Annotated in this window: 14 protein-coding genes and 2 pseudogenes; 13 read left to right on the top strand and 3 right to left on the bottom strand. The window is 70.2% G+C overall.

The annotated features are described in order from the left end of the window. The first annotated feature begins 62 nt into the window (after positions 1 to 62). Positions 63 to 2210, top strand: a complete 2148-nt coding sequence (locus ACF088_RS25295; protein ID WP_392378057.1) for a SpoIIE family protein phosphatase — start codon at positions 63 to 65, stop codon at positions 2208 to 2210. A gap of 54 nt (positions 2211 to 2264) precedes the next feature. On the opposite strand, the gene ACF088_RS25290 is transcribed toward ACF088_RS25295, so the two are convergent. Beyond that, positions 2265 to 3341, bottom strand: coding sequence for a PP2C family protein-serine/threonine phosphatase (locus ACF088_RS25290; protein WP_392378189.1), 1077 nt, complete (start codon positions 3339 to 3341; stop codon positions 2265 to 2267). Positions 3342 to 3746: 405 nt separating this feature from the next. On the opposite strand from ACF088_RS25290, the gene ACF088_RS25285 reads away from it, so the two are divergent. The 10 genes and pseudogenes from ACF088_RS25285 to ACF088_RS25240 all read left to right on the top strand — a co-directional run. Continuing rightward, positions 3747 to 5255, top strand: coding sequence for a glutamate synthase subunit beta (locus ACF088_RS25285; RefSeq protein WP_392378056.1), 1509 nt, complete (start codon positions 3747 to 3749; stop codon positions 5253 to 5255). A gap of 276 nt (positions 5256 to 5531) precedes the next feature. Continuing rightward, the gene (kdpF, locus tag ACF088_RS25280; RefSeq protein ID WP_392378055.1) at positions 5532 to 5621 is read left to right on the top strand and encodes a K(+)-transporting ATPase subunit F; all 90 of its coding nucleotides are present in this window, start codon (positions 5532 to 5534) and stop codon (positions 5619 to 5621) included. A gap of 11 nt (positions 5622 to 5632) precedes the next feature. Beyond that, positions 5633 to 7306, top strand: coding sequence for a potassium-transporting ATPase subunit KdpA (gene kdpA, locus ACF088_RS25275; RefSeq protein ID WP_392378054.1), 1674 nt, complete (start codon positions 5633 to 5635; stop codon positions 7304 to 7306). After that, entirely contained in the window at positions 7306 to 9447 is a 2142-nt protein-coding gene (kdpB, locus tag ACF088_RS25270) for a potassium-transporting ATPase subunit KdpB (RefSeq protein WP_392378053.1), read from the top strand. Before kdpA ends, kdpB begins: the two co-directional genes overlap by 1 nt. Positions 9448 to 9461: 14 nt before the next feature. Continuing rightward, the gene (gene kdpC, locus ACF088_RS25265) at positions 9462 to 10094 is read left to right on the top strand and encodes a potassium-transporting ATPase subunit KdpC (protein ID WP_392378052.1); all 633 of its coding nucleotides are present in this window, start codon (positions 9462 to 9464) and stop codon (positions 10092 to 10094) included. 153 nt (positions 10095 to 10247) lie between these two features. Further along, positions 10248 to 10325, top strand: a pseudogene (locus ACF088_RS25260) (hypothetical protein); the annotation flags it as partial. A gap of 507 nt (positions 10326 to 10832) precedes the next feature. Next, a complete protein-coding gene (locus tag ACF088_RS25255) occupies positions 10833 to 11681 on the top strand; it encodes an SDR family NAD(P)-dependent oxidoreductase (RefSeq protein WP_392378051.1) in 849 nt (282 codons plus the stop codon). Positions 11682 to 11790: 109 nt separating this feature from the next. After that, the gene (locus ACF088_RS25250; protein WP_392378050.1) at positions 11791 to 12567 is read left to right on the top strand and encodes a GNAT family N-acetyltransferase; all 777 of its coding nucleotides are present in this window, start codon (positions 11791 to 11793) and stop codon (positions 12565 to 12567) included. A 23-nt stretch (positions 12568 to 12590) separates the two neighbouring features. Then, positions 12591 to 12965 carry a hypothetical protein gene (locus ACF088_RS25245; RefSeq protein WP_392378049.1) on the top strand — a complete coding sequence of 125 codons (375 nt, stop codon included), beginning with the start codon at positions 12591 to 12593 and terminating at the stop codon, positions 12963 to 12965. 10 nt (positions 12966 to 12975) lie between these two features. Then, a pseudogene (locus tag ACF088_RS25240) lies at positions 12976 to 13231 on the top strand (transposase); the annotation flags it as partial. 27 nt (positions 13232 to 13258) lie between these two features. On the opposite strand, the gene ACF088_RS25235 reads toward ACF088_RS25240, so the two are convergent. Beyond that, positions 13259 to 13834 (bottom strand): TetR/AcrR family transcriptional regulator, encoded by a 576-nt coding sequence (locus ACF088_RS25235; protein ID WP_392378048.1) that lies wholly within the window; start codon positions 13832 to 13834, stop codon positions 13259 to 13261. A gap of 70 nt (positions 13835 to 13904) precedes the next feature. Between ACF088_RS25235 and ACF088_RS25230 the strand changes: the two genes are divergently transcribed. Together ACF088_RS25230 and ACF088_RS25225 are read left to right on the top strand one after the other, a co-directional pair. Then, entirely contained in the window at positions 13905 to 14798 is an 894-nt protein-coding gene (locus ACF088_RS25230) for an NADP-dependent oxidoreductase (protein WP_392378047.1), read from the top strand. An 892-nt stretch (positions 14799 to 15690) separates the two neighbouring features. After that, positions 15691 to 16080: a hypothetical protein gene (locus ACF088_RS25225; RefSeq protein WP_392378046.1), complete on the top strand. Its 390-nt coding sequence runs from the start codon at positions 15691 to 15693 to the stop codon at positions 16078 to 16080. Positions 16081 to 16137: 57 nt separating this feature from the next. On the opposite strand, the gene ACF088_RS25220 is transcribed toward ACF088_RS25225, so the two are convergent. Next, positions 16138 to 18774 (bottom strand): ATP-binding protein, encoded by a 2637-nt coding sequence (locus tag ACF088_RS25220; RefSeq protein WP_392378188.1) that lies wholly within the window; start codon positions 18772 to 18774, stop codon positions 16138 to 16140. Positions 18775 to 19109 lie beyond the last annotated feature (335 nt).

The following is a 19109-nucleotide window of genomic DNA, read 5'->3' as shown; positions in this document are numbered from 1 at the left end:
ACGGGGAGAACCGGCGCGCCGGAGTGAGCCTCGATGGCACGACAGCTGTGTGCAGGTGTGCGATGACCGGCGGCGTCGGAGCCGACCCGGTGGGCCGGGCACTGCTGCGCGCGATGCGGGAGACCGGAGCGTCGGCCGGCGGGCTGTATGTGCCGGCGGACGACGAGCCGGTCCTGCAGCTGACCGTCATGAGCGGACTGCCGGCGCCGTTCCTGGCGCCCTGGAGCCGGGTGGCGCTGGCAGCGCCGATCCCGGTCGCCGTCGCCTCGCGCGAACAGCGACTGGTGTGGGCGGCCGGCCAACAGCAGCTGTCCCGCGACTTCCCCCGTACCGCGGTGGCCGTGCCCTATGAGTTCTCGCTGGCGGCCGCTCCGGTCGGCGGTAAAACCGGCGCCCGGGGCGCGCTGCTGTTGCTGTGGCCTGCCGGTCACGCCCCGCAGCTGTCGGCGGACGAGCGCACGGCGATGGAGACCGCGTGCCGACGCCTGGCGGTGCTGCTGCGGGAACATCCCCGGCCCGATGGCGCCGCTCCCCCGTCCGATGGCTCCGCTCTCCCGTTGGATGCGCCGCGGGTGCTGTCCATCCCGCCGGCGCGGACCGTGGGCCCGGCCGAGGCGCTGGCCGCGGCCGACTGTCTGGAGCGGTTGCCCGGCGGCTGCTGCGCCCTCGACCTGGAAGGACGCATCACCCTGGTGACGACCGGCGCGGTGGAGCTGCTCGGTGAGCCGGACACCCGGCTGATCGGCGCGCGCCCCTGGGAGGTCCTGCCGTGGCTGCGCGACCCGGCCTTCGAGGACCGCTACCGCGCCGCGGTGATCAGCCGTCGGCCGATGTCGTTCACCGCCCGCCGGCCACCGGATCAGTGGCTCGCCTTCCGGCTGTTCCCGGACGGCAGGGGCCTGAGCGTATGGATCAGCCCCTCGGGGAAGGACCACAGCCCGGTGGAGCCGTATCCCACCCCGGCGGAAGGCATGCCCGTACGGGCCGGCCAGATCTACCACGTGCTGCATCTCGCGGCCGCCCTCACCGAGGCCGTGGGGGTCCAGGACGTCGTCGGTCTCGTCGCCGACCAGATCGTGCCGGCGTTCGGGGCCCAGGGAATGATCATGTACGCCGCGGAGGCGGGCCGGCTGCGGACCATCGGCCATCGCGGCTACTCCGCCGAGGCCGTCGCCACCTTCGAAGGCGTCGCCCTCGGTGCCGCCGTCAGCCCCGCCGTCCACGCCCTGGCCACCGGGGAGCCCAGCTTCTACACCACCTGCGAGGAGATGGAACGCGATTACCCGGGACTGCCGCATCTGACCGGCAAGGCGGCCCGGGCGGTGCTGCCGCTGATCGTGTCCGGCCGCCCGGTCGGCTGCTGCATCCTCTCGTACACCCGGCCCCGCACGTTCAGCCAGGACGAGCGCCAGGTCCTCACCTCACTCGCGGGCCTGATCGCCCAGGCCCTCGACCGCGCCCGCCTGTACGACACCAAGCAGCAACTGGCGCACGATCTGCAGGCCGCCCTGCTGCCGCACGGCCTGCCCTGCGTACCGGGGTTCGCCGTCGCCGCCCGTTATCTGCCGTCGACCCGCGGTATGGACATCGGCGGCGACTTCTACGATCTGATCCGCCTCGATGACGACAGCATCGCCGCCGTCATCGGCGATGTGCAGGGCCACAACGCGGCCGCCGCCGCCTTCATGGGGCAGGCACGCACCGCGGTACGCGCCTATGCGACCGCCGGCGCCTCCCCCGCCGAGGTACTGGCGCGGACGAACCGGCTGCTGACCGACCTGGATCCGGAGCTGTTCACCAGCTGTCTGTACGTCCATATCGACCTGCGGACGCGGCGGGCGTGCCTGGCCGGCGCCGGTCATCCACCGCCCCTGCTCCGCCACCCCGACCGGCACACCACGGTGCTGTACGTACCTCCGGGGCTGCTCCTGGGCATCGAGCCCGACGCCCGGTACACCGCCACGGAAATCACCCTGCCGCCGCAGTCCGTACTGGCCCTGTACACCGACGGCCTGGTCGAAACGCCGGGAACCGATCCGGAGCACTCCGTCGCCGACCTCGCCCGGCGTCTCAACGACGCGCCGCAGGTGGGACCGGAACGTCTCGCCGACGCCCTCCTGGAGTACCGGCAGGACGGTTGGGACCGGCAGGACGACGTGGCCCTCATGCTGCTTGCCGCCCTGCCGGCCGGGCCGGTCACACCCGTCTGACCCGCCGAGCACCTTCCTGCCCCAGAAGAAACCGGATCCTGGCGCTGCGTCAGTTCAGCTGCGCACAGGGGATGTTGCGGGCAGCGACGCACCACGCCGGGTAACGGCCAGGATGGCCATGTCGTCCCGGTAGTTGTCCCCGGTCCAGCGGCCGACGTCCTTGGCCAGGGCGTCCACCAGCGCCTCCGGTTCGGTGAACCGTCTGCCCATGCGGCGCGAGGAGAGCGGATCGTAGAAGGTGCCCGCTGCGTCCCGGGCCTCGGTGACACCATCGGTGACCAGCAGCAGTGAGGCACCCAGGGGCAGCCACACCACATCGACGGGCGCGGAGCCGGCCGGCGTGGCGTCGCCCAGTCCCATCCCGAGGGGCAGCTGCGGGAGGGTCGGGTCGAGCCGTACGAGCTGCCCGCCGTGGACCAGGTACGGCGGCGGATGCCCTCGGTTGACCAGGCTCAGCGCCCCGTCGTCGGACACCTCGGCCAGTACGGCGGTGGTGAATCCTTCGGTGGCGGTCACCGGGCCGCTCGTGGCCGCGGCCCTGGCCATGGCCTCGTCCAGCCGCTGGACCAGCGTGGCAAGGGTGGGAGCGTACTCGGCCTCCTGGCGGAAGGCGCCGATGGCGACGGACACGGCGGCGACGGCCTCCATCCCTTTGCCCCGCACATCACCGATGATCATTCGCACCCCGAACGGCGTCTCCTGCACCGCGTACAGATCACCGCCGATCCGCGCCTCGGCCTGCGCCGTGGTGTACCCGGCAGCCACCACCAGCGGCCCGACCTCGCTGGGCGGATCCGGGAGCACCGCCCGCTGGACCGCCTCCGCAACATCCCTGGCCAGGGCGAGATCGCGCCCTTGGCGCAGCAGGAGCCGGTTGACCGCGAGCGCCAGCACACCGATCAGGCCGACCACCGCCAGATCGACGGAGCGTGGCGTCGCCGGACGTCCGCGCTCAAGATCCAGTCCCACCGATATCACACAGGCGGCACCCACGACGACGAACGCGGAACGGAAGGAGAGCATGGCACCCGCGACCAGCGGGGCGGCCGCCAGCAGCGGGAGCCCCAGGTACGGCTGGGGCCCGAAGAGGTTCAGCAGGACACCGGCCACGAGGGCCAGCACCACGAGCATCCACGACACCCTCGCCGGCGTGGACTGCAACCTCTTCACCGTGCCTCTCCTGCTGCCGGGCCGCGCGCGACGCGGAAGATACGGAGCCGCCGCAGGGTGTGCCGTACACCCCGCGCCGGCACCTTCCCCGCCGGGGCCGTGCGATGGATCCACGCACTCGGGGCCTCCCGACGGGTTCCCCCAGCCGGGACCTCCCGATGGATTCACCTAATGGATTCACATATACGCCTTGCGGGCCGGATGCGCCCGCTGCTGCACCGGGGGCACCGGGCAGGGAGCCGGTACGGCCCCCTTGCGCGCCGGGGTCCCTCACTGTGGGCCGACAGCCGATGAAAGCGGGACAAAGCAGGCGTAGGCTGACCTGAACCGCCGTATTGCACCGCGAGTGAGCGAGGGAGGCGGGGTATGACCGATCCTCGCGGCTTCCTCAAGTTCCCCCGCCGACCCGTCCCGCCACGCCCCGTCGAGGAGCGGCTGACCGACTGGGACGAGGTCTACGCGGGGCAGGCACTGCTCCCGCTGGTGTCCGAGCAGGCGGACCGCTGCATGGACTGCGGCATACCGTTCTGTCACAGCGGCTGCCCGCTGGGGAACCTCATCCCCGAGTGGAACGCGTACGCGGCGCGGGGCGACTGGCGGGCCGCGGCCGAGCGGCTGCACGCGACGAACAACTTCCCCGAGTTCACCGGGCGGCTGTGCCCGGCGCCGTGCGAGGCCGCCTGCGTGCTGGCCCTCAATGCCGATCCGGTGACGATCAAAAACGTCGAGGAGGCCATCGCCGACCAGATCTGGGAGCGCGGCTATGCGGTGCCGCATCCACCGGAGCGGCTCAGCGGGAAGACCGTCGCCGTCATCGGCTCCGGCCCCGCGGGGCTGGCGGCGGCACAACAGCTCACCCGTATCGGCCATACCGTCGCGGTCTACGAACGCGCCGACCGCATCGGCGGACTGCTGCGCTACGGCATCCCCGCGTTCAAGCTGGACAAGCGGCATCTGGACCGCCGCATCGAGCAGATGCGGGCGGAGGGCACCAAGTTCCGCACGGCCGTGGACGTCGGCAGCGATATCGACGCCACCGAGCTCAGAAGGCGCCATGACGCGGTGGTCATCGCCGTCGGAGCCACCGAACAGCGGGAGCTTCCCGTGCCCGGCCGCGAGCTGTCCGGCATCCACCAGGCCATGGACTACCTTCCCCTCGCCAACCGGGTCGTGGAGGGTGACTACTCCGTGCCCCCGGTCACCGCGGAGGGCAGGCATGTGGTGATCATCGGCGGCGGGGACACCGGCTCGGACTGCCTGGGCACCGCCCTGCGCCAGGGCGCGGCCTCCGTCGTGCAGCTGGACATCAACCCGGAGCCCGGCGATGCCCGGCCGGACCGCGAGCCCTGGCCCATCTACCCCAAGGTCTACCGGATCTCCCATGCCCATGAAGAGGCCCGGGGCCGGGAAGGCACGGATCCGAGGCTCTTCTCCTCCGCCACCCTCCACTTCGAAGGGACCGCGGCCGGCCAGGTATGCGCGCTGCGCCTGACGGAGGTGGAGCCCACGGCCAGAAGGCCGCGGCCCAAGACCGAGCGGGTGATCCCGGCGGAGCTGGTGCTGCTCGCCCTGGGCTTCTCCGGTCCCGAGCGGGGCAGCGGTCTGATCCGGCAACTGGGACTCACGCTGGACGACCGGGGAAACTTCGCCCGGGACGGCGGCTTCGCCGCCGAGGCGGTGGGGCCGGCCGGGCGGGCCGCCCCCACCGGTCCGGACGGGATCTTCGTCACGGGCGACGCGGGGCGCGGCCAGTCACTGGTGGTGTGGGCCATCGCCGAGGGACGGGCCACCGCGGCGGCCGCGGACCGGTATCTGACCGGCTCCACCGCGCTTCCCGCCCCGATCGGCCCCCGCGACCGGCCGCTGGTGGCCTGACACCACGGAGCGCCGCAGCGGGTGCGCGGAGAGCGCCCACGTGCCCGGCCGGGATCCGCAGGATCGCTCCGGTGCCGACCTCTTTTCCGGTGCTCCACCATCACCCGGTCGGCCGCAGGGCGTGAGGCCGGCGCCGAATTTACCTGAGCTACCGTCAGAAAGTTGCCAGCGCGGCTCTTCCTAGGCGGTCCCGCACATGCCAGACCTTGTGTACATCGGCCTCACCGTCCTCGTATTCGCCCTCCTCGGCCTGGCCGCCAAGGGGGTCGGACGTCTGTGAGTGTGGAGAACATCGTCGGCCTGGTCGTGGCCGTGTGCCTCGTCATCTATCTGGTCCTTGGCCTGATTTTCCCTGAGAAGTTCTAGGCCGGGGCCGGATGAACGACACCCTCGCAGGCTGGCTGCAGATCCTCGTTCTGGTGGTCGCCCTGGTCCTCTCCTTCCGCCCGCTGGGCGACTACCTGGCCCATATCCTCACCACCACCCGGCATTTCCGGGCCGAACGCCTGATCTACCAGGCGGGCGGAGTGCACGGCGAAGCGGACCAGAAGTGGTCGGCCTATCTCCGCAGCGTGCTCGCCTTCTCCCTGGTCTCGGTGCTGTTCCTGTACGCGTTCCTGCGCCTGCAGAGCCATCTGCTGCTGTCCCTGGGCATGAAGGCAGTCCCTCCGGACCAGGCATTCAACACGGCCGCCTCCTTCGTCACCAATACCAATTGGCAGTCGTATTCAGGCGAGTCGGCAATAGGGCACCTCGTCCAGATGGCCGGCCTCGCAGTGCAGAACTTTGTCTCCGCCGCCATGGGGATCGCCGTCGTCGCCGCACTGATCCGGGGCTTCACCCGCAAGAAGACCGACCGAGTCGGGAATTTCTGGGTGGATCTGACCCGGATCGTGGTGCGCCTGCTGCTGCCGGTCTCTCTCGTCTTCGCCATCGTGCTGGTTGCCGGCGGTGTCATCCAGAACTTCCACGGCGTACACGACATCACCACCCTCGCCGGCGGCCACCAGGGCATCACCGGCGGCCCGGTCGCCTCGCAGGAGGCCATCAAGGAAATCGGCACCAATGGCGGCGGTTTCTACAACGCGAATTCTGCCCACCCCTTCGAGAACCCCAATGCCTTCACCAACCTGGTCGAGATCTATCTCCTCCTGGTGATCTCGTTCGCGCTGCCGCGCACCTTCGGGAAGATGGTCGGCGACCACCGGCAGGGCTATGCCGTCGTCGCCGTGATGGCGCTGATCTGGGCCGCCTCGGTCGCGGTCGTGACCGCCAACGAACTGCACAGCGTCAGCAGCGCGGCGGGGCATGCGGCCGGCGGAATGATGGAGGGAAAGGAAGCGCGGTTCGGCATCTGGTCGTCGGCACTGTTCGCCGTATCGACGACGCTGACATCGTGCGGGGCGGTCAATTCCTTCCACGACTCGTACACGCCGGGCGGCGGCGGAATGACGCTCTTCAACATGATGCTCGGGGAGATCGCGCCCGGCGGCACCGGCTCCGGGCTCTACGGGATCCTGATCCTGGCGATCGTCGCGGTCTTCGTCGCCGGGCTGATGGTCGGCCGTACGCCCGAGTACCTGGGCAAGAAGCTGCGCGGCCGGGAGATGAAGTACGCCTCGCTGTACATCCTGACCACGCCCGCGGTGGTGCTGGCCGGTGCGGGGCTGGCGATGGCGTTCCCCGGCGAACGGGCGGCCATGCTCAATTCCGGTCCGCACGGGTTCTCCGAGGTGCTGTATGCCTTCGCGTCCGCGGCGAACAACAACGGCTCGGCGTTCGCGGGCCTGAGTGTGAACACCGTCTGGTACAACACCGCGCTCGGTCTGGCGATGCTCATCGGCCGTTTTCTTCCGATGGTGTTCGTGCTGGCGCTCGCTGGATCGCTCGCCCAGCAGCAGCCGGTACCGGTCACCGCGGGCACCCTGCCCACCCACCGGCCGCAGTTCGTCGGGCTGTTGACCGGCGTGGTCCTCATCGTCGTCGGTCTGACGTATTTCCCCGCGCTCGCGCTGGGCCCCATGGCGGAAGGTCTGGAGGGCCTGCGCTGATGCCCACGACCGGCGTTCCCTCTCCCGCCTCACCGACCGGTCCGTCCGCCGGCCACCAGCGGCAACGGGTCTCGGGCGGGCTCCTCGACCCCGAGCAGCTGCTGACGTCGTTCCCCGGCGCCGTGCGCAAGCTGGATCCGCGCGCGATGTTCCACAACCCGGTCATGTTCGTCGTCGAGGTCGGGGCGGTCCTGACCACGCTGTCGGCGATCAGGACACCCAGCGTCTTCGCCTGGGTGATCACCGCATGGCTCTGGCTGACCTCGGTCTTCGCCAATCTCGCCGAGGCCGTGGCGGAAGGCCGCGGCAAGGCGCAGGCGGAGACCTTGCGGCGGACGAAGACCGCCACGATGGCCCGGCGTCTCGCCGGGTGGCAACCAGGTGCGACCGATGTCGCCGAGGAGGAAGTACCGGGTGCCGACCTCCGGTTGGGCGACCATGTGGTCGTCGAGGCCGGGCAGATCATTCCGGGTGACGGCGATGTGGTCGAGGGCGTCGCGAGCGTCGACGAATCGGCGATCACGGGTGAATCGGCACCGGTGATCCGCGAGTCGGGTGGTGACAGATCGGCGGTGACCGGCGGTACGAAGGTGCTCTCGGACCGGATCGTCGTGAAGATCACTTCGAAACCGGGGGAGACCTTCATCGACCGCATGATCGCGCTCGTCGAAGGCGCCGCCCGGCAGAAGACCCCGAACGAGATCGCGCTCAACATCCTGCTGGCCTCGCTGACGCTCGTCTTCCTGGTCGCCGTGGTGACCCTGCAGCCCTTTGCCATCTTCGCCGGGGCCGAGCAGACCATCGTCATCCTGGTCGCCCTCGTCGTGGCCCTGATCCCGACCACGATCGGCGCGTTGCTCTCGGCGATCGGCATCGCCGGCATGGACCGGCTCGTCCAGCGCAACGTGCTCGCCATGTCGGGCCGCGCGGTGGAGGCCGCCGGCGACGTCAACACCCTGCTGCTCGACAAGACGGGCACCATCACCCTCGGCAATCGCCAAGCCGCAGAATTCCTGGCCGCGGAAGGAGTGACCACCGAGGAACTCGCGGACGCCGCCCAGCTGTCGTCGATCGCCGACGAGACACCCGAGGGCCGCTCGATCGCCGTCCTCGCCAAACAGCAGTACGCACTGCGCGGGCGCAGTGAAGGCGAGCTGGCCCAAGCGGAGTTCGTCCCCTTCACCGCCCAGAGCCGGATGAGCGGGGTGGACCTCGACGACCCGGGTCGAGCCCGGTCGCTGCGCAAGGGAGCGGCGGCGGCGGTGATGCGCTGGGTCCGCGACAACGGCGGGCATCCCACCGCGGACGTCGGCCAGCTCGTCGACGGCATCTCGGCGAGCGGCGGCACCCCGCTGGTCGTCGGGGAAGTGACCCGGCGCGTCGGTGCTCAGGCCGCCGCCCGTGTCCTGGGAGTCATCCATCTCAAGGACGTCGTCAAGGAGGGCATGCGCGAGCGCTTCGACGAGCTGCGGCGGATGGGGATCAAGACCGTCATGATCACCGGCGACAATCCGCTGACCGCTCGCGCCATCGCCCAGGAGGCCGGGGTCGACGACTTCCTCGCCGAGGCCGCCCCCGAGGACAAGATGGCACTCATCCGGCGCGAGCAGGAAGGCGGCAAGCTGGTCGCCATGACCGGCGACGGTACGAATGATGCGCCCGCGCTGGCTCAGGCGGATGTCGGTGTGGCCATGAATACCGGTACCTCGGCCGCCAAAGAGGCCGGGAACATGGTCGACCTGGACTCCAACCCGACCAAGCTCATCGAGATCGTCGAGATCGGTAAGCAACTGCTCATCACGCGGGGCGCGTTGACCACTTTCTCCATCGCCAACGATGTCGCCAAATACTTTGCGATCATCCCGGCGATGTTCGCCGGCGTCTACCCGGGCCTGGACGCACTCAACGTCATGCGGCTGCACAGCCCGACCTCGGCGATCTCCTCGGCGATCGTCTTCAATGCGCTGATCATCGTCGCGCTGATCCCGCTCGCCCTGCGGGGTGTGCGCTACCGGCCGTCCTCGGCGGCGAAGCTGCTGAGCCGCAACATCTGGATGTACGGACTCGGCGGGCTGGTCCTGCCGTTCGTCGGCATCAAGCTGATCGACCTCGTCATCCGGTTCATCCCCGGCCTGCGGTGAGGAAGGCGGCCCACATGCGCACCCACCACCTCCCTCCCCTGCTCCGGCAGCATCTGGCGGCGCTGCGCATGCTGCTGGTGTTCACCGTACTCACGGGCGTCGCCTATCCCCTGGTCGTCACCGGTATCGCCGAGACCGCCTTCCCCCACCGGGCCAACGGCTCCCTGATGACGACGAACGGCGAGCCGGTGGCCTCCAGCCTGCTCGGCCAGAACTTCGCCCTGCCGAAGAAGAACCCGGATGACCCGGAGGAGGAACTGCGGCCCGACCCCCAGTGGTTCCAGCCCCGCCCCTCCGCGGGCGGGTACGACCCGCTCGCGTCCGGTGCTTCCAACCTCGGCCCGAACAACCCCCGCCTGATGACCGCAGTCAGGCAACGCCGCATCGCCGTGGCGGCGTTCGACGGCGTCTCCCCCGCATCCGTTCCGGTCGACGCCGTGACCGCCAGCGGCTCCGGACTCGACCCGGCGATCTCCCCGGCGTACGCATACGAACAGGTAACCCGCGTGGCGAAGACCCGCCGCCTCGCCCCCGCCGAGGTCAGGCAGCTTGTCACCGACCACCTCCAGGGCCGCGTCCTGGGGTTCCTGGGTCAGGAAAACGTCAACGTCGTCGAGCTCAACCACGATCTTGCAGGGCTGGTGTGACCACGGAACACCACCTGTGCCGCTCGGCCCCCCGAGGTCCCCCTCGCAGCACCGGGCGACGTGGAACTGCGCACGACGGTACGGGAGGGGCTTTCGGTCGCGCCGAACGTTGTCGCAGCCGATACGCCAGGCGTAGGGCCAGGAAAGCTCAAGGTGTTTCTCGGGGCAGCGCCCGGGGTCGGCACGACCTACCGGATGCTGGACGAGGGGCGGCGCCGTGCGCGACGCGGCCGGCGCCCTGACGTTGCGCCGTCAGCCCACGGCGTTCGCCGACGTCCTCCCCCCGGCGCTCGACACCCGCTCCGCGGCATCGGTGATCAGCGCCAGCGGTACACGTGGAGCCTCCGTCAAACATTCTCCGGAAAGCATGTCCGCCGGCCAAGGGGGCGCCGCTCCCCCACCCTCGTGCTACTCGATCTGCGCCCGCCACCCACCGAAGCTGCAGCTCATCAGGGGTGCGTCAAGAGGTTGGGGGACCTCTTGAAGCCGGGCGCAGCACGGCATTTGATGGGTGAGGTGAACAGCGCCTGGCTTCTTCTCGACCGTCCGCCTCATCCGGCGGATCCGTTGGTTGCGCGGCGCTGCCCGGAGACCTCCGCCTCCCGCTGAGGCATCTCTCCCACCCCTACGGGGCGCCGTGACCTGACCCGGCGCCCCGATTTGGTTCCCGCACGCCTTCAGGCCATGACGGGGCCGGGGGGTGTGCCCGTCCCCTTCGTCTCCCTCCTGGAATGGATCATGTCCGCTTCCGACCTTTCCTCCCGTACCGTCCTGGTGACCGGCGCCACCTCCGGCATCGGCTTCGAAACCGCCCGCCAGCTCGCCGAGCGGGGCGCCACCGTCCTCGTGCACGGCCGCACCGCCGAGGACGCCCAGGCCGCGACCGACAAGCTCGTCGCCACCGCAGACATCGACGCCGGCCAACTGTGCGGGGCCGCTGCGGACTTCACATGTCTGGAGGAAGTCGAAGCGATGGCGCGGCGCATCGTGGCCGAGCACCCTCATCTGGACGTCCTGGTCAACAACGCCGGCATGGCCGCCCCCGAGCGGCACACCGTAACGGCCGACGGCAACGAAGTCGCCCTCCAGGTCAACTTCCTCGCCCACTACCTGCTGACCCGCCTCCTGGAGCCCGCGCTCACGACGGGGTCTCCCCGGTTCGAGCGGAGCCGAGAGCTTGGGGAAGAGCCGGGCGGCCGGGTCGTCAACGTCTCCTCATCGCTGCACCGCACCGCCTCCATCCAGTGGAGCGACCCGCAGCGTGCCCGCCGCTACTCCCGGCTCGCCGCCTACGCCCAGTCACAGCTCGCGCTCACCGTCTTCGCCGCCGATCCGCGAGTGACGGCCGTCTCCGTCCACCCGGGCAGCTGCGAGACGGAGCTGCTGTCGCTCTACGCGATCAGCGGTGCGTCTGCGGCGGAGGGGGCCACCCATGTGGTGCGGCTGTGCGACCCGGCCACCGAGATCGTCAACGGCGCCTACTACGACCGCGACCAGCGCGTCGAGCCCGCTCAGGCCGCGACGGAGGACCGCACCGTCAAGCGCCTCAGCAAACTCGCCGACCAGCTGATCGGCAACCACACCTGAAGCACACCCTGCAAGACGAAGGGCAACCAGGCAGCAAGGCCGGACAGAGCCGGCCGCCGAGCGGGGTGGCCCCACTCGGGCCACCCCGCGACCGCCAAAAGGAGCCTCCGTGATCGAACTCTCCCCAGACCAACTCCCCGCCCTCTCCCCATGGTTCGCGTCCGACTACCCCGGGGCGAAAACGCCGGCCGAACATGCGCTGGCCTCGGGAGCCGGTCGCTGGTGGGCCGACCGCGCCATCGATCCCCGTGCCCTCGCCGTGGCCTGCGCCGACCACCTCCTGCTCCGCGGCGAACCCACCGCCCTGGCTCCGATCGCGCTCGCCCCCTTCGCTGCCCACCATGTGCAGGCTCCGGCCCGCTTCCTCCCCCTGCTGGGCAGCGCCTTCGATCTGCTCGTCCCCTGGGAACGCATGGCGTACGTGCACCGCGTCCCCATGTCGCCTCCGCGCCCACCCCACGGCGTGACGGTACGTCGGCTGACACCCGCAGACGTCGCGGCACTCACCGAGCTGGCCGCGGACATGGCCTGGGTCCACGCCAGTTGGGGCGGCCCGACCGGTCTCGCCGCCTCCGGACACGGCTGGGCGGCCTTCCAGAAGGACCGCATACTCGCCGTCGCCTGCACGTACTTCCGTGGCACCACCTTCGAAGACATCGCCTGTGTCACCGTCCCCGAACACCGCCGCCGGCGCCTCGCGCTGGCCTGCGTCACTGCCCTGTGCCAGGACATCGCCGCCCGCGGGCACACCCCGAGCTGGACCTGCTCCCGCGACAACCGCCCGAGCAGGCTCCTCGCCTGGACCGCCGGCTTCCGCCTGGAGCACGAGTACGTTCACTACCTCACCGGACAACCCGCCCGCCGAGTCGCCGGCCTCATCGCATGAACACCATCCGAAAACGAGGAGCCATGAAGCCGCACCGCACACCTCTCGCCAAGGTGAAGATCCTCAACGGCGCGCACGAACTGTCCGTCCACGACCTCAATCGGCGGGATGACTCCTTCACCCTCCATTACACGATCACCCCACCCCTGCCGGACGCAGCCGATCACACCCCCGTGCTCCTCGCCCTTGACGCCCTGGACGACGTCGGCAACGCATACGTCGACTGGGGCGGCGCTTACGGGGCGGCCCCCGACGGCACGCGCACGAGCGGCAGCATCACCGCACAGCCCGCCCTTGCGGCGAAGGCATGTGAGGTCCGTATACGGATCGATTTCCTCTGCGGGGGCCAGGAGCACCCGTGTCAGCTGATGCTGCGTACCTCGGCCACCAGGGCCTGAGGCTTGGGCACTGTCCGACGGCTCGGGTGACCAGGCCGCCGTTCACCTCGCTTCGGACAGCAGGGGGCGGCGCGATCTGACGGATCGGGAAGGGACTCGGCTGGAGCCACACTTGCCGAAGAACATCGGACGCGGCGGGCGTGGGAAGAGCCATCGCAGGGTGATCGACGGCATTCCCTTCCGGCAGCGGACCGGTGTCCCGTGGCGTGGTCGGCCGGCACGGCTCGGGAAAGGGGAAGACCGTGCACGACAGGCTTCGCCGCTGGCTTCGCCCATGACCCGCCGGGCAGCCCTCAAGGGCAGGTGACCTCCCAGGCCGCCTCGATCATCCGGAAGATCTCGTCCACCGCGGCCTCCGGATCGACCGCCTCGCGGGCCAGCGAATAGGCGTCGATCACGAACCTCGCGATCGCCCGGCTCGCCGTTGCGGTCTGTGACAGTTCGGGATCGGCGGCGAGGGCCGTTGCCAGCGTCTCCGCGTGGCGCAGCCTCATCGACTCCTCGTACTTCCGCAAGGCGGGTGATTCGTCGATCATGCGCCAGATCGGGGCGGCGCTGTCCGCCGTGCAATGCCGCACCAGGGCCTGGATCTCGCGGCGCAGCGCAGGGATGAGCGGGTCGTGCGGCGCCCGGCCGGTGACCGCCTGCGTGAGGCGTTGCTCGAAGTCGTCATCCTGCTCGAACACCAGGGCCTCTTTGGCGGCGAAGTGGGAGAAGAGCGTGGTGACGGCCACGTCGGCCTCAGCGGCCACGTCACGGATGCCCACCGCGTCATACCCGCGTTCCAGGAAGAGCCGCAGGGCGGTGTCAGCGATCTTCTGGCGGGTCGCGGCTTTCTTGCGCTCACGGCGTCCGGACGGCACGGTCATGCCTCAACGCTATCAGGTACGAAGCCGGATCAGCTTCAAAAAACTAACCGTTAGTGCTACGGTCGACCGCATGAAGAAAGTGAGCTTCGCCGAGTTCGGCGGTCCGGACGTTCTGCAAGTCATAGAAGCCGAGGAGCCCCACGCGAGCCCCGGCCAGGTACGCATCGCCGTGCGGGCGGCGGGCGTGAACCCCGTCGACTGGAGGGTCCGCGAAGGCCAGATTCTGAAGGCCCATCCGCTCGACTTACCCGCCGGAGTCGGACTGGACGCCGCCGGGGTGGTGGACGAGGTCGGCGAGGGCGTCGAAGGGGTCGAGGTCGGCGACCACGTGTTCGGCGAAGGCTCCAGCACCTATGCCGAGTTCGCCGTGCTGTCGGCCTGGGCCCGTATGCCCGAGGGCCTGACTTTCGAAGAGGCCGCCGGATACCCCTCCGTGGTGGAGACCGCGCTGCGCATCATCCGCGAGGTCGGTGTGCAGCCCGGACAGACGCTGCTGGTCAGCGGCGCGTCCGGGGGAGTCGGATCGGCGGTGCTGCAGATCGCCCGTGACCGCGGCATCACGGTCATCGGCACGGCTGGGGCCGCGAACCAGGACTATCTGCGCAGCCTGGGTGCCCTCGCCACGACGTATGGCGAGGGCTGGGTCGAGCGGGTGCGGCAGCTCGGCCATGTCGACGCGGCCCTCGATCTGGCCGGCTCGGGCGTGATCCGGGAGCTCGTCGAGCTGACCGGGGACCCACAGAAGGTGATCTCCATCGCCGATCTCGCTGCGCCGGAGCTCGGTGTCCGATTCTCCGGCGTGGCCGGGAGCGTGCCGGAAGCGCTCGCCGAGGCCGTCGGCCTCATCTCGCGGGGAAAGCTCCACATCCCGGTCGAGAAGTCGTACCCGCTCGCTGAGGCCGCGGCGGCGCACATCGACAGCCAGGCCGGTCACACGCGCGGGCGCCGGGTCGTGGTCGTCTGAGCCGATTCCTGCGCGGGCGGCCGCTCGGTGTGCTCGCGGCGGCCGCCGCCGTGATCGCCGTACGGCTCCTCGGCGTCCTTCCCCGCTCCGCCGTCATGCGGCGCCGCCGCGGCAACGGCGCGGTCACCTGGCGTATCCCGGCGGTGGTTTCCTGGGCCGGCACCCGAGGCGTGATGCCGCCGGCCGCCGGCCGCCGCCCTGCCGGAGCACACCGCACGCAAAGAGGCCCGCGCCCGAGCCGGCCTTGCCGGAGCCGGGCTGGATCGCCTGGACGAACTCGAAGCTGTCGACCTCAGAATCGGTCCCGGAACTTGACGCCGATCACGAGAAGCCCGATCAGCGATGCCGCCACCAACAGCCCCACGATGCGCTCCGCGCTCACGACACCACCGCCGACACCATGTCTCCGCACATCAAGAACCTCCTCGCTTCGCTGTCCAACCTGACCGACTCCACCGTGACCGACTCCACCGTGACGGCCCACGCGACGACATAGGCACACGGCGGCCGGTTCCCTAACGGAATTCCAACGGCGCATCCACCCGACCGGACTACGCCCGCGACCCACGATCCTGACGGCCTGCGCACTCCCGGAACGGCTGGTTGCGGCGGCCCCGGCGACCGCTCGATCCCGCGGCGAGCCGTGAACCACACTTCGGTGACGCAGCATGGCCGGCGCTTCCCCTCGTCCCGTCTGGAACACATCAAGAACATCGGCGGCTACCACTGAACGCAAGCCAGGCAGGGGAGGCCGGATGCGTCAGGGCCCGTACACCCCCTCAGGCCGGTCCCTACCCGGCCCGCGCGCGGTCTTGTACGCGGCTCGTCCGGATGCGATGCGATGCGAAGAGATGCGATGCGATGCGATGCGGGATCAACGGGGAGGGACGATATGACAGTCCACGACGCACACTCGGCACGGACGCCCCTCATATCCCTCACCTCGGATGTCGCGGATCCCCCACCCCTGCCCTCAGAGACTCTGCATCGCGCGATCTACGCGGCGCGCCGCACCCTGCGCGACGCGGTCGTGGACCCCGCCGACCTGGACGCCATCATCTATGTGGTCCAGCGGCGGCAGGTCCCGCCGCGCTGGCAGTCTGCCCGGGTGGCGTACGCCCTCGGTGCCCGGGAGGACGTCGCCGCCTTCGATGTCCCTGGAGCGCGGGCCGCCCGGAGCATGGCCACGGCGCTGAGCACGCCCGACGAGCCCGTACGTCGGGTGCTCATCATCGAAGCCGAGGGAACGGGACAGCCGTCCGCGTCGCTCGTCGCCAACTGACGGATCGGGCCGGGGCCTTGGTGCGACCGACTCGTGCCTCGTGCCTGATCTCACGCCTCAGTCCCTCTCTCGTGCCCCATAGGCGTCCGGCACCCCTGCACCCCCGGGGAAGGCCGCAACAGGAACCGGTGCGGCCGGGAGGGAGACGACCATCGTCAGGCCGCCTCCAGGGGTGTCCTCGGGCGTGAGCGTGCCGCCCATGGCCTCCGTGAGACCGCGGGAGAGCGCGAGGCCGAGACCGAGCCCGGTGGTGTTGTCGGTGTCCCCGAGACGCTGGAAGGGCTCGAACGCCTTCTCCCAGTAAGCGAGTTGGATGCCCGGGCCACGGTCGATGACCCGCAGTTCCACGCGCCCGGCCAGCGAGCTGGCGCCGATCGTGACCGGGCGCCCGGCAGGCGAATGGCGTACCGCATTGGACACCAGATTGGCGATGACGCGTTCCAGGAGCGGTGGGTCCGCGAGCACATCGGGGGTGGTCTCCAGCCCCTGGGTCACTACGTGTAGGGGCGCCTGCGGGGGCGAGTCGGGCAGGGTGTCCAGCGCCGTAGGGAGCACTTCAGTGAGCGCGATGGGCTGGAGGTGCAGGGTCAGCGCGCCCGCCTGCAGCCGGCTCATGTCGAGGAGGTTGTCGACCAAGCGGCTGAGCTTGGCCAGGGATTCCTCGGCGGTGGCGAGGAGTTCCTCCTGGTCTGCCGGGGAGAAGTCCACATCCTGGCTGCGCAGCGAGCTGACCGCGGCCCAGCATCCGGCGAGGGGGGTACGCAGATCGTGTCCGACCGCGGCGAGGAGCGCGGTACGCATACGGTTGGCTGCCTTGACCGGCTCGACCTCGGCCGCGGCCTCGGCGAGCCGGGCGCGCTCGACGGCGGCGGTCAGATGCGCGGCGAAGGCCGTGAGCACACGGTGCTCGGAGGCGGGCAGCCGGCGCCCGCGCAGCACCAGGACGCTGTCGTCCCCTATCGCGACCTTGGTCTCGGGGTCGGACACCCGGCCGCTCACGGCACCCGGCTCCGGCTCTCCCCTGCGGGGCCGCAGCTCGATGCTGTCCATGCCGAAGGTCTCGCGAGTACGTTCCAGGAGTACGGGTACGGCCCGGTCACCCCGCAGAATGCCGCCCGCCAACGAGGTCAAGGTCTCGGCTTCCGCGGTGGCCCGCGCGGCTCGCCGACTCAGGCGCAGCGACCGGTCGACGATGGCGGCGACGGTGACGGCCACGATGGTGAAGGCTGCCTGGGCGACGACGATATTGGCCTCGGCGAAGGTGAAGTGGCCGATGGGCGGGATGAAGTAGTAGTTCAGCAGCAGCGAGGTCGTCACCGAGGCGAGCAGCGCGGAGACCACACCGCCGATACAGGCCACGCCCAGCACCGTGAGCAGGAAGAGCAGAGCCTCGCTGGTGAGGTTGAGCGCGAGCGGGCCGGAACTCGCCAGCAGTGCCATGGTCAGCAGGACGGGCAGTACGAGGCCCGCAACCGGCCCGGCCGCACGGCGCGAACGCGGCAGAGCAGCGCCAAGGGCGGGCCCTCTTCTCCCCTGACCGGCATGTTCATGAGTGACCGTGTGGACATCGATATCGCCGGAGAGTCCGTCGACCGTCTCCCCCACTCCGCGGGGTGCCAGCAGTCGCCGCAGCCTCCCCCGACGGCTGGCGCCGATGACCAGTTGAGTGGCGTTCTGGGCGCGGGCGAAGTCCAGCAAGGCGGCGGGGACGTCTTCACCGACCACCGAGTGGTAGCTGCCGCCGAGACTCTCCAGGAGCTGCCGCTGCCCGGCCAACGCGGCCGGCGAGGAGCCGGACAGGCCATCGCTGCGGGTGATGTGGACGGCCAGCAGGTCGCCGCCGGAGAGGGGGGTCCCCCCGGCTCGAACGGAGCTCAGAGCTCGGGGGAGGCCCACGATGCGGGCGGCGCGGCGGATCAGGGTTGCGCCCTCCGGGCCACCGGTGAGCGCGACCACCACGCGTTCGCGGGTCTCCCACACCCGGCCGATGCTGTGCTCGTGCCGGTACCTGCGCAGCGCTTCGTCCACCCGGCCCGCCACCCACAGCAGCGCCAGCTCCCGCAGCGCGGTGAGGTTGCCGACCCGGAAGTAGTGCGACAGCGCCGCGTCCACATTTTCGGGTGGGAAGATGTTGCCGTGCGCCATACGGCGTCGGAGTCCCTCGGCGGGCAGGTCGACCAGCTCGATCTGCTCGGCGCGGCGGACGACTTCGTCGGGCACGGTCTCGTACTGCGGCACACCGGTGATCTTCTCGACGACATCGCTGAGTGAGTCCAGATGCTGGATGTTGAGCGTGGCCACCACCTCGATCCCGGCGTCGAGCAGCTCTTCGACGTCCTGCCACCGCTTGGTGTTGCGGCCGCCCGGCGCATTGGTGTGGGCGAGCTCGTCGATGAGCACCACCTGCGGACGCAGCTCCAGAACCAGGTCGAGGTCGAGCTCGGTGAAGTCCGCACCGCCATGCCTGCGCGTCACGCGGGGCAGCACGTCAAGCCCTTCGAGCATGGCCTCGGTGGACGGACGGCCATGGCATTCGGCAAGGGCCACCACCACGTCCTTGCCACGCGCTGCCCGGCGCCGGCCCTCGTCCAGCATCCGGTAGGTCTTGCCCACCCCTGGGGCAGCTCCGAGAAATACCTTGAGCCGGCCGGTACGCGAGCCCGGCCCGTCGGTCACATCGCTGCCCCGCGCCATCTCGTACTCCTCCACGTACCCCTCTTCGGGAAAGCGGCACGCCGGGTGGCACCGCGAAGGTGTCTTGCGGCATGCACCGGACGGCGTGCGAGGTTCACAGGAGCATCGTCACTTCACGTAGGCAAATACTGCGATGGCGTGCGAAGACATTGACACAACTCTGACCCGACGTCGGCGTCAGTGCGCCCGTGCCCTCAGCGGCTGTGCAGTGCCCCGCCCGCCAATGAGAGGGCTTGCCACCACCGCTGCTGCTGCTCGGTGTCGTCCGGCCCGCATGTTGTCGTCATGGAGCCGTCAGGGACTCCCCGCCTCTCGTAAGGGAAGCGCCAACAAGT

The sequence above is a fragment of the Streptomyces sp. NPDC015125 genome, from assembly GCF_043080045.1.
In the GTDB taxonomy this organism is placed as follows: domain Bacteria; phylum Actinomycetota; class Actinomycetes; order Streptomycetales; family Streptomycetaceae; genus Streptomyces.
Note: the sequence above shows the minus strand (reverse complement) of the source record. Positions and strands in the feature narration are given on the sequence as shown.

Coding starts and splice junctions, on each gene's coding strand:
- ACF088_RS25295 (WP_392378057.1), top strand. CDS start 63: ATGACCGGCGGCGTCGGAGCCGACCCGGTGGGCCGGGCACTGCTGCGC.
- ACF088_RS25290 (WP_392378189.1), bottom strand. CDS start 3,341: ATGCTCGTGGTGCTGGCCCTCGTGGCCGGTGTCCTGCTGAACCTCTTC.
- ACF088_RS25285 (WP_392378056.1), top strand. CDS start 3,747: ATGACCGATCCTCGCGGCTTCCTCAAGTTCCCCCGCCGACCCGTCCCG.
- kdpA (WP_392378054.1), top strand. CDS start 5,633: ATGAACGACACCCTCGCAGGCTGGCTGCAGATCCTCGTTCTGGTGGTC.
- kdpB (WP_392378053.1), top strand. CDS start 7,306: ATGCCCACGACCGGCGTTCCCTCTCCCGCCTCACCGACCGGTCCGTCC.
- kdpC (WP_392378052.1), top strand. CDS start 9,462: ATGCGCACCCACCACCTCCCTCCCCTGCTCCGGCAGCATCTGGCGGCG.
- ACF088_RS25255 (WP_392378051.1), top strand. CDS start 10,833: ATGTCCGCTTCCGACCTTTCCTCCCGTACCGTCCTGGTGACCGGCGCC.
- ACF088_RS25245 (WP_392378049.1), top strand. CDS start 12,591: ATGAAGCCGCACCGCACACCTCTCGCCAAGGTGAAGATCCTCAACGGC.
- ACF088_RS25235 (WP_392378048.1), bottom strand. CDS start 13,834: ATGACCGTGCCGTCCGGACGCCGTGAGCGCAAGAAAGCCGCGACCCGC.
- ACF088_RS25230 (WP_392378047.1), top strand. CDS start 13,905: ATGAAGAAAGTGAGCTTCGCCGAGTTCGGCGGTCCGGACGTTCTGCAA.
- ACF088_RS25225 (WP_392378046.1), top strand. CDS start 15,691: ATGACAGTCCACGACGCACACTCGGCACGGACGCCCCTCATATCCCTC.
- ACF088_RS25220 (WP_392378188.1), bottom strand. CDS start 18,774: ATGGCGCGGGGCAGCGATGTGACCGACGGGCCGGGCTCGCGTACCGGC.